The 16,775-nt window shown below is 56.8% G+C and carries 17 protein-coding genes; 3 read left to right on the forward strand and 14 right to left on the reverse strand.

Features of this window, described 5'->3' with window-relative positions:
• Positions 1–13 precede the first annotated feature (13 nt).
• Complete coding sequence (rhaI, locus tag RAL88_RS02950; RefSeq protein ID WP_306267188.1) at positions 14–1,294, forward strand: L-rhamnose catabolism isomerase; 1,281 nt, start codon at positions 14–16, stop codon at positions 1,292–1,294.
• An 84-nt stretch (positions 1,295–1,378) separates the two neighbouring features.
• On the opposite strand, the gene RAL88_RS02955 is transcribed toward rhaI, so the two are convergent.
• The 9 genes from RAL88_RS02955 to RAL88_RS02995 form a co-directional block, all read right to left on the reverse strand.
• Positions 1,379–1,717, reverse strand: coding sequence for a hypothetical protein (locus tag RAL88_RS02955; RefSeq protein WP_306267189.1), 339 nt, complete (start codon positions 1,715–1,717; stop codon positions 1,379–1,381).
• 4 nt (positions 1,718–1,721) lie between these two features.
• Positions 1,722–2,432 (reverse strand): orotate phosphoribosyltransferase, encoded by a 711-nt coding sequence (locus RAL88_RS02960; RefSeq protein ID WP_306267191.1) that lies wholly within the window; start codon positions 2,430–2,432, stop codon positions 1,722–1,724.
• A 29-nt stretch (positions 2,433–2,461) separates the two neighbouring features.
• Positions 2,462–3,526 carry a dihydroorotase gene (gene pyrC, locus RAL88_RS02965; protein ID WP_306267192.1) on the reverse strand — a complete coding sequence of 355 codons (1,065 nt, stop codon included), beginning with the start codon at positions 3,524–3,526 and terminating at the stop codon, positions 2,462–2,464.
• Positions 3,523–4,833: a Zn-dependent hydrolase gene (locus RAL88_RS02970; protein ID WP_306267194.1), complete on the reverse strand. Its 1,311-nt coding sequence runs from the start codon at positions 4,831–4,833 to the stop codon at positions 3,523–3,525. Before RAL88_RS02970 ends, pyrC begins: the two co-directional genes overlap by 4 nt.
• Entirely contained in the window at positions 4,830–5,774 is a 945-nt protein-coding gene (locus RAL88_RS02975) for a dihydroorotate dehydrogenase (protein ID WP_306267195.1), read from the reverse strand. Before RAL88_RS02975 ends, RAL88_RS02970 begins: the two co-directional genes overlap by 4 nt.
• Positions 5,768–6,616, reverse strand: coding sequence for a dihydroorotate dehydrogenase electron transfer subunit (locus RAL88_RS02980; RefSeq protein WP_306267196.1), 849 nt, complete (start codon positions 6,614–6,616; stop codon positions 5,768–5,770). Before RAL88_RS02980 ends, RAL88_RS02975 begins: the two co-directional genes overlap by 7 nt.
• Before the next feature lie 11 nt (positions 6,617–6,627).
• A complete protein-coding gene (locus tag RAL88_RS02985; protein WP_306267198.1) occupies positions 6,628–7,911 on the reverse strand; it encodes a TRAP transporter large permease in 1,284 nt (427 codons plus the stop codon).
• A complete protein-coding gene (locus tag RAL88_RS02990) occupies positions 7,911–8,426 on the reverse strand; it encodes a TRAP transporter small permease (RefSeq protein ID WP_306267200.1) in 516 nt (171 codons plus the stop codon). The genes RAL88_RS02985 and RAL88_RS02990 overlap by 1 nt, the downstream gene beginning before the upstream one ends.
• 99 nt (positions 8,427–8,525) lie before the next feature.
• On the reverse strand, positions 8,526–9,554 hold the full coding sequence (locus tag RAL88_RS02995) for a TRAP transporter substrate-binding protein (RefSeq protein ID WP_306267202.1): 1,029 nt from the start codon (positions 9,552–9,554) through the stop codon (positions 8,526–8,528).
• A 191-nt stretch (positions 9,555–9,745) separates the two neighbouring features.
• Between RAL88_RS02995 and RAL88_RS03000 the strand changes: the two genes are divergently transcribed.
• Positions 9,746–10,645 (forward strand): helix-turn-helix domain-containing protein, encoded by a 900-nt coding sequence (locus RAL88_RS03000; RefSeq protein WP_306267203.1) that lies wholly within the window; start codon positions 9,746–9,748, stop codon positions 10,643–10,645.
• A 95-nt stretch (positions 10,646–10,740) separates the two neighbouring features.
• On the opposite strand, the gene RAL88_RS03005 is transcribed toward RAL88_RS03000, so the two are convergent.
• The 5 genes from RAL88_RS03005 to RAL88_RS03025 form a co-directional block, all read right to left on the reverse strand.
• Positions 10,741–11,595, reverse strand: a complete 855-nt coding sequence (locus tag RAL88_RS03005) for a sugar phosphate isomerase/epimerase (protein ID WP_306267204.1) — start codon at positions 11,593–11,595, stop codon at positions 10,741–10,743.
• Between the two features lie 4 nt (positions 11,596–11,599).
• On the reverse strand, positions 11,600–12,373 hold the full coding sequence (locus RAL88_RS03010) for an ATP-binding cassette domain-containing protein (protein WP_306267205.1): 774 nt from the start codon (positions 12,371–12,373) through the stop codon (positions 11,600–11,602).
• Entirely contained in the window at positions 12,370–13,359 is a 990-nt protein-coding gene (locus RAL88_RS03015) for an ABC transporter permease (RefSeq protein WP_306267207.1), read from the reverse strand. The genes RAL88_RS03010 and RAL88_RS03015 overlap by 4 nt, the downstream gene beginning before the upstream one ends.
• A 94-nt stretch (positions 13,360–13,453) precedes the next feature.
• Entirely contained in the window at positions 13,454–14,428 is a 975-nt protein-coding gene (locus tag RAL88_RS03020; protein WP_306267209.1) for a substrate-binding domain-containing protein, read from the reverse strand.
• 48 nt (positions 14,429–14,476) lie between these two features.
• Entirely contained in the window at positions 14,477–15,556 is a 1,080-nt protein-coding gene (locus RAL88_RS03025) for a LacI family DNA-binding transcriptional regulator (protein ID WP_306267211.1), read from the reverse strand.
• Positions 15,557–15,703: 147 nt separating this feature from the next.
• Here RAL88_RS03025 and RAL88_RS03030 point away from each other — a divergent pair, with 147 nt between their 5' ends.
• Entirely contained in the window at positions 15,704–16,735 is a 1,032-nt protein-coding gene (locus tag RAL88_RS03030; protein ID WP_306267212.1) for a hydroxyacid dehydrogenase, read from the forward strand.
• Positions 16,736–16,775: the final 40 nt, after the last annotated feature.

A 16,775-nucleotide genomic window follows, 5' to 3' on the forward strand; every position in this document is an offset into this window, starting at 1 on the left:
GAGGAAACCGTCGATGATTTCACAGGATGTGATCGCACAGGCGAACGAAAAAAACAGCATAGCACTGCAGGCCGATTACGCCGCACTTGGCGAACATCTTGATCGACGCGGTATCGACATCAACGCCATCAAGGCAAAGGTTGCAGGCTACGGCGTCGCGATTCCGTCCTGGGGCGTCGGCACAGGCGGCACCCGTTTTGCCCGATTCCCCGGCGATGGCGAACCGCGCGACGTCTTTGACAAGCTTGATGATTGCGGCGTCATTCACCAATTGACTGGCGCGACACCTGCTGTTTCCCTGCACATTCCCTGGGACCGCCAGAATCCGGATGATCTCAACGCCAAGGCGGAAGAACTTGGCCTTCGCTTCGATGCGATGAATTCCAATACATTTCAGGATCAACCGGACCAGGCCCATTCCTACAAATTCGGCTCCCTGTCACACACCGATCCGGCCACCCGGCAACAGGCTGTCGAGCACAATCTGGAATGCATAGAGATCGGCAAGGCCATCGGCTCAAAGGCACTGACGATCTGGGTCGGAGACGGCTCCAATTTTCCCGGTCAGACCAATTTCACCGCTCAGTTCGAGCGTTATATTGATGCGGTGAAACAGGTCTACAGCGCCCTGCCCGGCGACTGGCGGTTGTTCACCGAACACAAGATGTTCGAGCCGGCCTTCTATTCCACCGTGGTTCAGGACTGGGGCAGCAATTACATGATCGCGAAGGAACTTGGTGATCAGGCCTACTGTCTGGTGGACCTTGGCCATCATGCGCCCAATGTGAATATTGAGATGATTGTCGCCCGTCTCATCCAGTTCGGAAAGCTCGGCGGCTTCCACTTCAACGATTCAAAATATGGCGATGATGATCTGGATACCGGTTCAATTGATCCGTTCCGGCTGTTCCTGGTTTTCAATGAATTGGTTGATGCAGAGCACCGCAACGCCAAAGGCTTCGATCCGGCACACATGCTCGATCAGTCGCACAATGTCACCGACCCGATTGAAAGCCTCATCATGTCGGCCATGGAGGTTCAGCGCGCCTATGCCCTGGCCCTTCTGGTTGATCGTGATGCGCTTGGCAGCTTTCAGGCCGACAATGATGCTCTGATGGCCACCACAACGCTGAAGACGGCTTTTCGCACGGATGTGGAGCCCATTCTGGCGATGGCCCGGTACGAAAAGGCCACCGCAATCGATCCGGTTGCTGTCTTCCGCGCCTCCGGCTACCGGGCAAAAGTCAGTGCGCAGCGCCCAGCTGTATCCGGCGCAGGCGGAGGAATTGTCTGATTTCGGAGGCCCAGGGAGCGTGGCGCCGGTCAGATACTGCAGACCACTTCGCCATCCTTCCGGCAGCTGCGCGCCACAGTGGTCTCAAACTTCGGTTCGGCGAAGCCAGTTTTCGGCGATCTGTTTGGAAACTTCATTCAGGGCCTTCAACATCTCCGCATCAGAGCCATTTTCACGCGCCTTTTCAAATTGTTCAACGTATTTCTTAAAGGTAAGAAACTCATCATCTGCCCGTGGCGCAAGCAAGGGTTGATCATCATAGGTGTCGACGAACCGGTCGGTCGCCACAGCGAGCAGAAAGTAGGCCGCGGCCTGATCCGGATTCCCGGCAATGCGGTCGCGAGCTTGACGGCCGCACTCGCCAAATGCGCGGACACCTTTGCCATTGGCTTCGATGGTGGTCACAAGCTCGGTCATTTTCATTGTACTAGTCCTTTTTGTTCCAGGCGGAAATTTCAGTGGCACCACCATTTTTTCCCGACCACGTCAGCGGGTCATCGAGAAAGCTCTCCACCTGAATGAGCGTCTCGGGATCGAAATAGCCTTGCTTTTTGCAAACAGCCAGCACATCCCGCCAGGTAGCGAGATAGTGTAGATTGAGGCCGATCCCGGACAGGTTTTCGCGGGCTTCCGGGAAGATGTCATAGAAAAACACCACCACCGTATCCGATATTTCAGCGCCGGCCTTTCGGATCGCTTCGCAGAACTTGATCTTGCTGCCACCATCGGTGGTCAGATCCTCCACCAGCAGCACCCGCTTGCCATCAACGGAATTTCCCTCGATCTGCGCATCCCGGCCAAACCCTTTGGGCTTCTTGCGCACATAATGCATCGGCAGGTTCAACTTCTCAGCAAGCCATGCACCGAACGGGATACCGGCGGTCTCGCCGCCAATCACCGAATCAATCTGCTCAAAGCCGATATCTTCCATCACCACACAGGCAGCGAAATCCATCAGCGTATTTCTGATACGCGGGTAGGAAATGATCTTCCTGCAATCGATATAGACCGGGCTGGCGATACCGGAGGTGAACATATAGGGCTTGTCGGTTCGGAAATGAACAGCATCAATCTCCAACAGCATTTTCGCTGTCATTTCGGAAATAAGCTTGCGGTCCGGGAATGAGCTGGAGTGCATTTTTTTATCCTTTGAGAGATTTTACCAGGCTAAATCTCCCCAGCCTTAGTTAGTTCGTGTCGCCAAAGCAATGCAAAGCCAGGGTCGAAAACCGTTATCGTCTCGTTTTGAACGGATATCTTTCCGGGCATCTCTACAGGGTCACTCTGTTTGATGAATTTCAACCGCTGCTCATTCGGCAAAAGGCCGTAAAAGGCCGGACCGCTCAGCGATGCAAAGGCCTCGAACTGATCCAGCGCACCATCATCTTCAAAGACATGAGCCAGGCAATTGAGGGTGTTGATGGACGTATAAATACCGGCGCAGCCGCACGCGCTTTCCTTGGCTCCATCGAAATGCGGCGCAGAATCCGTGCCGAGGAAAAAACGGGGATTGCCGGAAGTCGCTGCGGCGCGGACGGCCAGCCTGTGTGTCTCGCGCTTGGCCACGGGCAGGCAGTAATAATGCGGCTTGATCCCGCCAACCAGATAGGCGTTGCGGTTGATAATCAGATGATGCGTTGTCAGGGTCGCCGCGATGCCCTTTGGCGACGTCATCACATAGTTGACGCCTTCTTTGGTGGTGACATGTTCCATGACAATGCGCAGCGTTGGAAAGCGCTGCCGCAGCGGATCAAGCACTCGGTCAATGAATACCGCCTCGCGGTCGAATATATCAATTTCCGGATCGGTCACTTCACCATGAACCAGCAAGGGCAGATCGATTTCGCTCATACGTTCCAGAACAGGATAGATTTTTTCGATATCACGCACGCCGCTCTCTGAGTTGGTCGTTGCGCCCGCCGGATAAAGTTTGACCGCCTTGATCAGACCGCTGGCAGCACTTTGCGCGACATCCTCCGGGTCCGTTGTTTCGGTCAGATAAAGCGTCATCAACGGCTCAAAATCATCACCCTCGGGCAACGCTGCGCGGATCTGCTCAAGATACGAAGCCGCCTGGTCTGCGGTGACCACCGGAGGCACCAGATTGGGCATGATGATGGCTCTGGCAAAATTGGCACTGGTGTGCCCGATGACCGAACGCAACATGGCGCCGTCACGCAAATGCAAATGCCAGTCATCCGGCCGGCGGATGGTAAATTGCGTGACACTCATGTGGACGGCCCCTTCAAATATTCATAAATGATGTCTGTTCCGGCCATCAGGTCGGAAATTTCCATCGCCTCTTGCGGATTGTGCGAGCCGTTGCGGTTACGCACAAAAATCATCGCCGAAGCAATGCCCTCATTGGCAAACACCGCCGCATCATGCCCGCCGCCGGAAGGCATGACAAAGGGTTCCTGATCGACCCGGGACATTGCTGCCGACAGATCTGCGACCATTGCCGCATCGCAAAGCGCCGGCGGTGTATAAATCTCGGCATCCAGTTCAAACCGGACCTTGCGCTCCCGTGCCACCGTGTCGATTTCCTGGCGCAGCAATTCGCGCATTTCATCAAGCGCCTCAGCACTCTGGCTTCTGATGTCGATGCTGAAATCCACCAGATCCGGAATCCGGGTCAGCGCATGTTTAGCCGGATCAGTGGCAACCATGCCGCAGGTCAGAACAAGGTCTTCGCCCTTCTGCAAGATGGTCAGCCAGCTTTCATCGAGCCGTGTCAGCAAATCGGCCATCGCCAGCACCGGATCTTTGCGGTAAGCCCGCGGAACAGCGCCGGAATGACCGGCCTCGCCGATGCATCTGATTTTCCGGTAACGGATATTTCCGCGAATCCCGGAGACGACAGCTGCGGGCAGATCCTTTTCCACCAGAAGCGGACCCTGCTCGATGTGAAGTTCGATATAGGCGTGAATTGAAGCTGGATCGAGTAATGGCGTTTTTTCCCGCACGCGTTTCATGTCGATGCCAAGGGCATCCATGTGTGCGTCAAGATCTTTGCCATCATCCTTGTGCTTGGATTGCAGCTCGTCCGTGCCCAGTATTCCAAGCAGCGCCTTGGAGGCAATATAGCAGGGTCCGAACCAGGCGCTCTCCTCACCGCGCATGGCGATGACTTTAACCGGTCGTGAAAACCGCACTGCGTTTCTTTTCGCCCGCACCAGGCAGATCAGCCCAGCAATGACGCCTGCCAGCCCGTCAAAATTGCCGCCATTGGGGACACTGTCAACATGGGAGCCGACCAGCACATAATCTTTTGCCCCGGCATCTTGCGGCAGCGAGAATACAGCGTTCTGTCCCGCATCATATGCAACCTTCAAGCCCTGTTCGAGCGCGAAAGCTTCGAGATATTTCAGCGTTCTGGTTTCCATGTCTGAAAATGCCGGTCGGCTGACACCGGCGCTATCGGCTGAAAAGGCAGCAATTTCGGCAAACAGCAGAGCGGCCAGATCCGCGTCGGAGCGGTCGCGGTGTGAATTTGAAAAAGCTGTTGTGGCTGTCGTCGCTGAACGGCTTGTGTTCACGGAGCGGCCTCCATGAACACCAGACTTTCGGCTGCCTGTTCGTCGTGGACGGACCCGATAAGATCCTGCAGGCCGGAAAGGTTCTGGCTTTCCAGATAGGCGGATAATTCCCCGATCATCCGCACCATGATGCCAGGTTCAATGAAGGTGGCAGTGCCGATCTGAACGGCCGAGGCACCGGCGATCAGATATTCAATGATATCTTCCGTCGTCGAGATACCGCCACAGCCAATCACCGGAATATCAACGGATTTGGCGCATTGATACGCCATCCGCAGAGCAATCGGTTTAAACGCCGGGCCGGACAGGCCACCCATCAGATTACCAAGCTTGGGCTTGCGGGTTTCAATATCGATAGCCATCGCCAACAGCGTGTTTGACACCACCAAAGCGTCAGCCCCCGCCGCCTCGGCAGCTTTGGCAACTTCAGTGGTTTCCCCGGTGTTCGGCGTCAGCTTGGCCCATAAGGGCAGATCGGTCGCATCGCGCAGCTTCTTTATCACCATCTCGGTGGTGGAGGGCCGCATGGCAAACGCCTTGCCGTCTTCCTCGATATTGGGACAGGATATATTGACCTCGATTGCGGCGACGCCTGGCACACTGACATCGCGGCAAAGACTGGCAAATTCATCTGCGCTGCCGGCGGAAATGCTGATGATAAGCGGCGCATCATAATCGGCATAAAACGGGATGACATTGGCCTTGAATGCATCAAGCCCCTTGCTCGGAATGCCGATGGAATTCAGCATCGAGCCGCGCACTTCACACACTCTGGGTGTCGGGTTGCCGCTGCGTTTTTCCCGTGTGATGGTTTTAGTGACATGAGCGCCCAGCAAATCGAGATCGAACAGCTGCGCCAGTTCCTCCGAAAAGGTTCCTGAAGCCGGCATGATCGGGTTTTTGAGCGTCAGCGAACCGATCTTTGTCGTCAGGTCTACCATCCGATAGCCTCCTGAAGATCGAACACAGGGCCCTCTCTGCAGACGCGTTCCTGGACGATTTTACCATCGCGCAGAAACGGGCGCACGCAGCACTGGCACATGCCGATGCCGCAGGCCATTTGCTGTTCAAGCGCAATCTGGCCGGGAATATTGTGCTCTTTGCCGATGCTCTGAAGCAGTTTCAAAAGCCGGTTTGACCCGCAGGTATACATCGCGTCGATACCGCTTGTGGCAATCTGCTCTTCGATCAGATAGCGCAGATTGTCGACCGAGGAACTGCCATCGGCGTCCGTCACCGTGATGATATTGGCGCCCAATCCGCGAAAATAGTCGATTGACATCAGCACGTCAGCGGAACGCGCGCTGCAGATCGCTGTCAGATTGCGCTCCAGCCGCCTTGCTTCCAAAGCCACAGGCGCCAGGGTTGCCAGGCCGACACCGCGAGCCACCAACAGCAGGTTCTTCCAATGCGGCTTGATGTCAAAGCCAATGCCCAGCGGCCCCAGCACATCCAGCGAATGCCCTGGCTCAAGCGTCGCCAAGGCAGAAGTACCCTCGCCGGTAACCTTGTACAAAAAGTGCAACTCGCCCTGCTCAGGATAATAGCCATAGATGCTCATCGGCCGCCGCAGATAGGGCTGATGACTGCCTGCCACAGGGCAAAGCAGATGGAAGAACTGGCCGGGTTCGCAATTCAGAATATGCTGCGGCGCATCCAGGATCAAAAGGCGGTATTCGCCATTGACCGGGTGGTTGCTCTTGACACTGCAGGCAACGTCAAAGATCTGATGCCTGCCTGTGGGCGGCAATTCTGCCTGTTTGATGGCTGCCAAGTCTGACAAACGAAGTCTCCCTACTGGCCGAATATGAGATTTGGAATGAAGAGCGAGATCGACGGCACATATGTGATGATCAGAAGCACGGCAATATTTGCCACAACGAACGGCCAGACCCCCTTGATGATACTCATCACCGGTCTGTTCAAAGTCGAAGAGGCGACAAAAATGTCCAGTCCGAACGGCGGCGTGATCATGCCCATCCCGATATTCAGTGTAACGATCATTCCGAAGTGAATCGGATCAATGCCGAGCGCCATGGCCACAGGAAACAAAGGTGGCACCAGTATCAGCAATGCGGAATTGGGATCTATGAACATGCCGGCGATCAGGAAACAGATATTGACGACCAGCAGGAAGGTGATGGGTCCGGCATTGACCATGGCCAGAAAATCAGTGATCTGGTTCGGCACCTGAGCCAGCGTGACAAAGAACGACAGCACGCCGCCCATCGCCAGCAGAATGAATATGGTGGCTGTTGAAATGGCGCTTTTCTCGGTCAGCTCGACCAGTTTCGCAAAGCTGAGATTTTTGTAGACAAAGGCTTCGACAAGAATGGCATAGACAACGCTTACGGCTGCCGCTTCTGTCGGCGTGAACACGCCGCCATAAATACCACCGAGAATGATCGCCGGCATGCCCAGAGCCCAGCCAGCGGCTCGGACGGCCTGCAGCTTTTCACGAAAAGAGGTTTTTTCAAAAGACCTTACGCCGCTGCGTTTTGCTTCCAGTTTGACCAGAATTGCAAAGGCCAGGCCAAGCACCAGCCCGACGGCCAAGCCGCCAGCGAACAGACGCGCAATCGAAGACCCGGTCATCCAGCCATAAATGATGAAGGTGATGGAGGGCGGGATCAGCAAGGCGGTTTCCGCACTTGCCACCAGCAGACCCAGGCTGAAGCGGTCGGAAAACCCCACCGCCCGCATTTCCGGATAGACCATGCGGCCCATTGCGGCGACCGTTGCAGGCGCAGAGCCGGAGACCGAGCCGAATGCCATCGAGCCGCCGATTACGGTATATCCCATGCCGCCGCGGGCGTGCCCCACCAGAACTTTCACCAGACCGGTCAAACGGCTGGCAATCTGGCCGGAGCCCATCAGCTGGGCGGCAAAGATGAAAAATGGTATCGCCAGCAAGGTCGTATGATTGATACCGCCAACAGCCTTTTGAATGAAGGCCAGATCCGGTATCGATCCATAGAAGATCATCTTCGTTGCCAGCGCCGGAATGCCCAGCACGAGAAGCATTTCAAATCCGGCAATCAGCAGAACAACAGCCAGCAGGATGACGAGAAACAGCATCAGATTGTTTCTCCGTCAGGGCTTTCCGCATCAACCTCGTCATAGGTGACAAACCGGTCGACCGAACCGAAGAAACTCAGCGCATAGCGCAGTGACAAAAGCGCAAAGCCGACGACGGGCGCGGCATAGACCCAGCCCATCGGCACATCCAGCGTCGGGCTGCGTTGCCCGGTGCTGAGAACGAAGCTCACCAATTGCCAGCTGAGATAGGCCATATAGGCCGCGAACACGCAGCCGACAGCATCGATCAGTTTGCGCAGCGCGTTGCGATAAATCTCCGGAAGCATTTCGCGCAGCGTATCAATCCCGACATGCCGTCCTCTTTCCAGAGCAAGGCCAATGGCACCGAACACCAGGAAGATGTTCATCAGCCGGACCGCTTCTTCGATCCAGGCAAGCTGGCTGGCAAATGTTCCACCAATTTCGCGGGACACCACATTGAGCGCAAACAGCAGCACCATTGCAAGGAAGACGGAAACCAGAAACACCCGCTCCACACGTCTGAGATAGACCATCGTGACACGCTCATTGTTGGAAATGTCGTCGGGCAGCCTTAAATTGAAAAACGGGTAGCGACAGGCTGTTGCGCTACCCGTTTCAAGCTTTCGTCGAACTCAGTTGAGCTCGGAGAAGGCTTTTTCGTATGCAGCGATCAGCGCCTCGCCGTCTTCACCGGCCCGTTCGATGTAAGCCGCACGAGACTTGTCATACATTTTGGCGCGCAATTCGGCCTTTTCTGCATCCGAGGCGACACGGACATTGATGTCGCTTTGCTTGATGGTCTCAAGCGCCTGTTCGATCGCTGCTGCCTTGTGAGCGCGCAGTTCCGGCACGACTTCCTCGAAGGCAGTGGTGATGATGTCGCGGTAATTCTCCGGCAGGCTGTCCCACCAGGCCGGATTGAACAGAACCACGTCTTCCATCGCCCCATGTTCAGATACAACAAGGTATTTCTGAACTTCGTAGAACTTCATGCGCTGGATTGTGTCGAGCGGGTTTTCCTGGCCATCGACAACACCGGTCTGCAGCGAGGTGTACAATTCACTGAACGGCAGCGCGATTGCCGATGCGCCGAGCGCATCAAACTGCTCGATCAGGATTTTGGAATCCATCACGCGGAATTTCTGGCCGCCAAGGTCGCTGAGATTATCGAGCGGCTTGTTGGAGGTAAAATTCTTCAGACCGTTCGGCCACAATGCCACGCCGACCACGCCCTTGGACTTGAACGTTTCCAGAAGCGCCCGTCCGAACGGACCTTCGCGCAGTTCCTGGGCCTTATCAGCATCAGCGGGAAGAAGAAACGGAATGTCCAGGATGGAAACAGCCGGGTTAAAACCACCCAGAAAGGCTGCGGGCGCCACGGTTCCCTGTATCGTGCCAAGCTGGACACCTTCGGTCATTTCACGCTGATTGCCCAATTGCCCCTGTGGGAAAATCTGGAACTCGACGTCGCCGCCGCTGCGCTCTTTGACAAGATCGGCGACTTTCTCAAGAAGGATGTGCCGGGATTGCTGATCCGATTCCAAATGGCCGATCTTGGCGACAAATTCAGCAGCAAACGCCATTGGCGATGTCAGCGTCATGATGCTGCCAAGCGCCAGAGCTGTAAGAGATAGTCTGGTAACTTTCGAAAGGGTTTTCATCGGTTCTCCCCGAGTGGTGGTGCTTAAATTACGTGGTTATTAGACTATCAAAGCTATTTTTCAATTGTCGCTTTGTCAAGAATTATCTCAAAAATGAGAAATTTTCCAATTTAATTTCCTTTTTTGCGAGAGATGTGCAAAATCTGAAATGGCCGCCATGTCAAAGGCAGCTGTTTTACAAAGGCGCATCTGTGGATCAAAGCATATCGATAGAAGAAATTGGCGAGCGGATGAAGGCTTTCCGTTTAGGGGCCGGCCTCACCCCGGAGCAACTGGCAAACAAGGCCGGTGTCTCGCGTGCCGCCATTTACCGCTACGAATCCGGTCAGCCGGCCAAAATCGATACACTGGTGAAAATCGCAGACCTGCTGGATGTGTCTTTGCCGACCCTGCTCGGAGCCGGTGTGGAATATATCGCCTCTGCTGTCAGTTTTTTTGAAAGAATGCGCCAGCTTGAGGAAAACGTCGATCAGATAAGTGTGCTGTTCGGGCCGGTCTCCTATCTGCTGACCACCGATCTTTACGATGAATATCTGCCTCAGGTCCTGAAGGAGAGCATCCCGGACAATGTCGAGCGGCGCGACCAGGCACTGCGCGATGTCGACACGCTTATCGATATTCTTACCGCCCGAAAAACCAACTACCGCAAACGCGCACCCAGTATCATCAGCCTGATCTCGGCCGCAGAACTGAACCAGTTTCTGCGGGTCGGCTTCGTGGGAGCGCACAATCCGCCGGATGTCGATCTGGGGCGGCGCCGCGAGATCGCCCGCATTGAAATTGAAAACATGGTTCGGATTTTGCGGGACCATCCGATTGGCGTTCAACTGGGCGTGGTTGTGGATTCCATGCCGGGCGCGAGCCTGCAGATCTTCCGGCAGGCCAACCGCATGTCGGTTGCCGTCAGCCCGTTTCGGCTGGGCGCCTTCGCCAATGTCCGGCTTGGCGTTGCCACTATCAGCGCCGCGCCCGATGCCACACAACTTTACAAGACCATGACCAGCCAGCTCTGGGCACGCAGCCTGAAAGGCGAGCACGCCGCCCGCTTCATCGAGCAGAATGTCCTGACAAGAGCCCAGCCACCTGCATAGAGCGTTGCACGGTTCATTGAACCAATTGATGCTCCGGATCAGTTCATCCGGCACCGCAGATAACGCTGCGCAATGATCGGATTGAATACCGGGCGTCACCCCAGCTGCAAGCCGGCTCTTTCCGCCGCCTGGCGCAGAAACGGCAGCCCTGCGTCAATTACATCATCGGGATTGTCGGCCACGGGTCGCCAGATCGCCAGACCGCCTGCAATATCCTTGTCGACATGATTCATGCTTTCAAGGGTCAGCGGGCCGTTATACCCGATCCTGGCGATAGCCGCGAAAGCCGCGTCCCAGTTGATCTGACCCCGGCCGGGGACGCCCCGATTGGCCTCGGAGACATGGACGTAACCCAGATAAGGCGCCGCAGCTCTGAAGCCTGCATCGAAGCTCTCCTCTTCCAGATTCATGTGATAGGTATCGAGATGGATGAAAATATTGTCGGCTCCAACGCGCTCGATGATGGCCACAGCGTCGCTGCCGCGATTCATCAGATGGGTTTCATACCGGTTGCACGGCTCGATGCCGAGCTTCAGACCGTGGGCGGCGGCTTGCTTTGCAGCACGTTCGAGAAACCGGCACATCCCATCAAGTTCCCGTTCGCTGGGCGCAGATCCGCTGGTGCGTCCGATGGTTCCGTAGGTGACGCCTGACAGGGATGCACTGCCGACAGAGCGCGTGACCTCGAACGCCGGTGTCAGAAAGGCCAGCACATCGTCAGGCCGATCCACCACATCTGCCCAGCCGGGCAGACCAAGCGAGCATATAACTTCGACGCCGTGGCGCTGGCTGAAGGCCAACGTCCCTGCGACATCAATCTCTTCCGGGCGCAGCAGCGGGATTTCGAACAGACCGACTCCATGGCTGCGAATCCGCTCCATCTCCGCCTCGATCAGGGCGATGTCCCAGACCGGGGCAATTGCAAAAGTATGCAGTCCAAGCGTATTCATTGGTTCATCCACTCATTTCATGTTCTGCGGCAGCGGCATCGCGCGCTCCCACTATATGCGCCACCACCTCGTTCATGTCAGTGTCGGCTGTGGTCAGTTCAGCTGCGGCGGTGCCGTGCCGCAACACGACAATCCTGTCTGTCACCGACAACACATCGTTGAGGCGATGCGAAATCAGGATCACCGCGATGCCTTCCGATTTCAGGCGGCGGATCAGGTCGAGAACGCTCTGAACCTCGCGTACTGCCAATGCGGCAGTCGGCTCGTCCATGATCACCAGTTTCGGATTGAAAGTCAGCGCCCGCGCAATGGCCACCGTCTGCTGCTGCCCGCCTGAAAAGGTTCCGACCGGGCGATTGATAGAGGGAAGATGCGCGCCGAGCCTGGCAATCATTTCCCCCGCCTCGCGGTTCATCCGCGCCCGGTCGACGATCCCGGGAAGCAAGCCGAGCCATTTTTTGACCGGCTCGCGGCCAAGAAAGATATTGCTGGCGACGTCCTGCTGTTTGGCCAAAGACAGATCCTGATAGATCATTTCAATTCCGATACGGCGGCGTTGGCCGGGATCGAGATGCAATATGCTTGCGCCATCAAGTTCGATTGTTCCCGAATCGGCCTGATAGATGCCGGTGATGGTCTTCATCAGCGTTGATTTGCCAGCACCATTGTCTCCCACCAGCCCAACGACCTCCCCGGCCGCGACAGTAAGATCAACGCCGTGCAGCACGTCAACCGCGCCAAAGCTCTTGGTAATTCCGGTCAGTTTCAGCAGGGTCATGTCCGGGTCTCCTTGCGCAACTGATATTGGTCGATGAACACCGCCAGAATGAGGACGCCGCCAATGGCCATCTGCTGGTAGTAGGATTGCACCGCCAGCAGATTGAGCCCGTTCTGCAATACGCCCATGATCAGTGCGCCGATCATTGTGCCAAGGATCGAACCGCGACCGCCGAACAGATTGGTGCCGCCGATAATCGCCGCAGTGATCGCCGTGAGCTCGTAATTGAGACCGGCTGTAGGGTCACCGGAATTGATGCGAGCCATGAAGATCATGCCGGCGAGCCCCGCCAGTGCGCCCGACAAAGTGTAGAGAATACGGCGCTGTCGCTCGACGCGGATGCCGGCGGCGCGCGCCGCACCCTCTGAATCTCCGAGCGCCAGAGTGTGCCGGCCGAAGCGTGTATAGGCCAGCACACAATGCGCGCAGACTGCGGTGATGATGAAAATGATCACCGGAACCGGTATTCCATAGGGCCTGCCCTGACCCAGATAGAGCAAGGCATCCGGCAGGCCGTAGATAACCCGTCCTCCGGAAATCACCAGCGCCAAGCCGCGGGCGATGCCGAGCATGCCCAGGGTGACGATAAAGGCCGGCACGAAAGCGCGGGTGACAATCTGACCGTTGACATATCCCGCCAGCGCTCCGGCAGCGATGCAGGCGGCAACCCCGAGCAGCGATGGAGCGCCGAGAATGACAGCGACATAGGCACCAACCACGCCGGACAGGCCCATTACAGAGCCGAGCGACAGGTCAAGCCCGCCGGAACTGATGACAAATGTTGCAGCGATTGCCAGCACGCCGATGGTCGACGTCGCCAGCAAGATATTGAGAAAGTTGCTGACCGATAGAAAATAGGGCGACAGGATGGCCATGATGAAGCCCAGCACCACCAGCACGACGAATGATTCCAGGCGGATGTGAAGCCGGTCGACGGAGGCGCGCTGTGCGCGCGTCCAAAGGCCGGACAATGCGGTCGTGGTCATGCCAGTATCCCTGTAATGTTCTGGAAGGGGCTCATGCCGCCGCCCCTGCGGCGGCATGAAGATTGACAGGAGTGTCTGCGCAACGTCCGGTCCGTTACTTGACGTATTCAAGCATCGGCTCGGTGCCGGCGTCGATGACATCCTTGGTGAGGACCAGTGTCGGCACGAATATGGCGGTCTCGACACTCTCGCCTGCGATCACCTTCTTCATGTTCTCGACGGCCTGCTTGCCGACCAGATAAGGCAATTGGGCGACCGACGCATTGAGGCGACCGTCCTTGATCGACTTGACGGCGTCGGAATTGCCGTCCACCCCGATGATCGTTACCTGATCACCCTTGCCGGCGGCATAGACCGATTCCACAGCGCCCAGCGCCATACCGTCATTGGCGGCAAATATGCCCACCAGGTCAGGATTGCGGGTCAGGATATCGTTGGTGATGTTGGCAGCCTTGCCGCGGTCCCAGTCGCCTGGAAGCGACGCCACGATTTCAAGACCCGGAGCCATCTTTTCCAGCGTCTCACGGAAACCACGGGCTCGCTTCTCGCCGGTGATATTGCCCGACAGACCTTCGATAATCAGAACTGATCCGGTAGCGTCAGCACCAAGCTTTGAGACCAGATATTCAGCTCCCTGTCCACCGGCGGCCACATTATCCGATCCGATCTGGAAAGCGATATTGATGCCTTCCTTTTTCAGAATTTCCGGGTCGAGATTACCATCCAAATCGGCCACCGGGATGCCGGAATCCTGTGCTTTCTTCAGGCAAGGCAGCAGGTTGGTGGAATTGATTGCGGCTGTGATCATGGCAACAGGGTTGCGCTCAAGCATGGTGTTGCAGACATTGAGCTGAGGTTCGGCGGCCTGGTCGCTCTCCACGGCCTGCGAGAAAAACTTCACGCCGGCTTCAGTGGCACCGTCCTCGACGCCGGTTCCCATGGCGCCCCAGAATGGATTGGAAAGCGTTTTCATCAAAATGCCATATTCGCCTTCCTGGGCATGGGCCATCGGCATGGCGGCGAGACTCGCCGCGGCAGTCAGTACAAGTGCAATTGACTTCAGTTTCATGATATTCTCCTCCTAATGGTCCGCTCCTGTTGATCAAGTGCGGCAAAATTAATCGGCAACGGGGGGTGTTGCCTGCTCTTCTCCCCCTGTCGGTTGTCCGTGGCGCGACACGCCCACGGATTCCCGCAACAAGATATCGCATCGCTGCAGGCGGGCTGTCGGTTGCCCCTCGCGGCCTTCGATACGTTCAAACAGCATGTCCATGGCATTGCCGGCGATGGCCTCGACCGGCTGCACCACAGCGGCAATCGATGGCCAGGTCACCTGCATCCATTCTGCATCATCAAAGCCGATCAGGGACACGTCTTCGGGACAGCGCCATCCGCGTCGCCGGAATTCTGACAGTGCCACCAGCGTTCCCTTGGCAAACAGCGAATAGACCGCAGTCGGATGTTCGCCACGGTCAAAATACGCCCGCACCGCTTCGCGCAGTGCCCCGATCTGGCTCTCTGCGACCAGGACGTCGATCCTGCAATCAGGTGCCAAGTCCAGAGCCTCGGCCCGAAAACCATCGATCCGCGCTTTGGAGGTTGCGGCATGGGAGCCCAGACCGATGACCAGCATGTGGCGATGCCCCTTGCCGACCAATTGGCGCGCAACTTCTATGCTGGCCGTCGAACTGTCTGCAGATACGGTGTCGAATATATCGTCGGAGAGCACGCGGTCGATGATCACGCCGCTCATGGAATGCTGCTTCATGTAGCTTGCGGCGGGTCCGTGTTCATCGCGCACCGGTGCCAGCACCACGCCAGCCACCCGCCAGTCATGCATGCGACGGATAATGTCTTCTTCGCGGTCGACGGATTCGCGGCACGTTGCGGTGACAAGCGAATACCCGCGATCTTCCGCGAGCCGCTCAAGTTCAGTCACCATGGTGCCGAAAAACTCACTTTCCAGTTCGGGAACAATAACGCCGATGATCCGGCGCTTGGCGCGTCGCAAATCGGACGCCAGCGGATCAGCGCGATAGCCCAGCGCCGCGACCGCAGTTTGTACCCGGCGCACATTTTCCGGCTTTACCGTTCGAACACCATGCATCACCTTGGAGACCGTCGCAGCCGACACGCCGGCACGGCTCGCAACATCATGAATAGATGGACGGCGCGCAAGCGCGACGCGACTGGTCATTGAAAATCCTCCCGTCGCCCGGATTTTGGTCTGATTATGGGGTCGACAAAAATACGATAAATCGATTTTTTTCTGTTGTAAATCGATTTATCGCAGTTAGTTTAGCTGAAATCGCATTTTCGGAAATTGCGGTAGGGAGAAAATTCAATGTCTACAATTGGTAAGCCTCTGGTGCTCAGCGCACCCGATCCGCGCAGTCTGGATCTGATTTTTACCGACGCGGCGCGCCGCGAGCTTCATGCCCGTTATGATGTGCTGGAGTGCGAGCCAAGCGCGCTCGCCGAGCAATCTGATGAGACCCTTGCTGCGGTGCGCTACATTATCGGTCAGCCGCCGATCACGCCCGAAACCCTGGCTGCAATGAAATCGCTGCGCTGCATATTCAACGTCGAATCCAACCTGATCAACAACATGCCTTATGAGACGCTGTTCGAACGCGGCATCCATGTGGTGACCACCGGAGCGGTCTTTGCTGGCCCGGTGGCGGAGTTGGGCCTGGCCATGGCGCTTAATCTGGCACGCGGCATCGTCGATGCGGATGTCGATTTTCGTGAAGGGCGCGAACTCTGGGGCGGAGACGGCAACAGCACTGCCCGGCTATTGACGGGTTCGGAAATCGGCATTGTCGGATTCGGCGATCTCGGCAAGGCTCTGAACCGCCTCCTGAGCGGCTTCGATGCCACGATCCGCGTGTTCGATCCCTGGCTGCCGCCGTCGATTCTACGTGAACACAATGTCGAACCCGCATCGCTTGAAACGGTGCTTTCCCAGAGCGATACCGTCTTCGTGGTAGCGGCGGTTACCAGTGACAATACCGGATTCCTGGATCGCAAAGCTTTCGCCCGGATGCGCAGGAACGCGGCCTTCGTCCTGCTCAGTCGTGCCGGCGTAGTGGATTTTGATGCGCTGATGCAGGCGGTCCGCTCCGGCCATATCGTTGCCGCCAGCGATGTCTTTCCCGACGAGCCGTTAGCCGCCGATCATCCAGTCCGCAAACTGCCCGGCTTTCTGCGTTCGGCCCATCGTGCCGGTGCGCTGGACATCGCTTTCAAACGAATGGGCGATATGGTGCTTGAGGACATGGATCTGATGGACCGGGGCCTGCCGCCAATGCGCAGCAAGCGGGCCGAACGGGAAACCGTTTCGCGGATGCGGTCAAAACCGGTGACGAACAACTGAACCGCTCCGCAATATCGATGGCATTACTGAATTCACTGGC

Source organism: Pararhizobium sp. IMCC3301, from assembly GCF_030758315.1.
Lineage (GTDB): Bacteria > Pseudomonadota > Alphaproteobacteria > Rhizobiales.

Excerpts from the sequence above, each read along its gene's own strand:
- rhaI (WP_306267188.1), top strand. The coding sequence starts at position 14 with ATGATTTCACAGGATGTGATCGCACAGGCGAACGAAAAAAACAGCATA.
- RAL88_RS02955 (WP_306267189.1), bottom strand. The coding sequence starts at position 1,717 with ATGAAAATGACCGAGCTTGTGACCACCATCGAAGCCAATGGCAAAGGT.
- RAL88_RS02960 (WP_306267191.1), bottom strand. The coding sequence starts at position 2,432 with ATGCACTCCAGCTCATTCCCGGACCGCAAGCTTATTTCCGAAATGACA.
- pyrC (WP_306267192.1), bottom strand. The coding sequence starts at position 3,526 with ATGAGTGTCACGCAATTTACCATCCGCCGGCCGGATGACTGGCATTTG.
- RAL88_RS02975 (WP_306267195.1), bottom strand. The coding sequence starts at position 5,774 with ATGGTAGACCTGACGACAAAGATCGGTTCGCTGACGCTCAAAAACCCG.
- RAL88_RS02985 (WP_306267198.1), bottom strand. The coding sequence starts at position 7,911 with ATGCTGTTTCTCGTCATCCTGCTGGCTGTTGTTCTGCTGATTGCCGGA.
- RAL88_RS02990 (WP_306267200.1), bottom strand. The coding sequence starts at position 8,426 with ATGGTCTATCTCAGACGTGTGGAGCGGGTGTTTCTGGTTTCCGTCTTC.
- RAL88_RS02995 (WP_306267202.1), bottom strand. The coding sequence starts at position 9,554 with ATGAAAACCCTTTCGAAAGTTACCAGACTATCTCTTACAGCTCTGGCG.
- RAL88_RS03005 (WP_306267204.1), bottom strand. The coding sequence starts at position 11,595 with ATGAATACGCTTGGACTGCATACTTTTGCAATTGCCCCGGTCTGGGAC.
- RAL88_RS03010 (WP_306267205.1), bottom strand. The coding sequence starts at position 12,373 with ATGACCCTGCTGAAACTGACCGGAATTACCAAGAGCTTTGGCGCGGTT.
- RAL88_RS03015 (WP_306267207.1), bottom strand. The coding sequence starts at position 13,359 with ATGACCACGACCGCATTGTCCGGCCTTTGGACGCGCGCACAGCGCGCC.
- RAL88_RS03020 (WP_306267209.1), bottom strand. The coding sequence starts at position 14,428 with ATGAAACTGAAGTCAATTGCACTTGTACTGACTGCCGCGGCGAGTCTC.
- RAL88_RS03025 (WP_306267211.1), bottom strand. The coding sequence starts at position 15,556 with ATGACCAGTCGCGTCGCGCTTGCGCGCCGTCCATCTATTCATGATGTT.
- RAL88_RS03030 (WP_306267212.1), top strand. The coding sequence starts at position 15,704 with ATGTCTACAATTGGTAAGCCTCTGGTGCTCAGCGCACCCGATCCGCGC.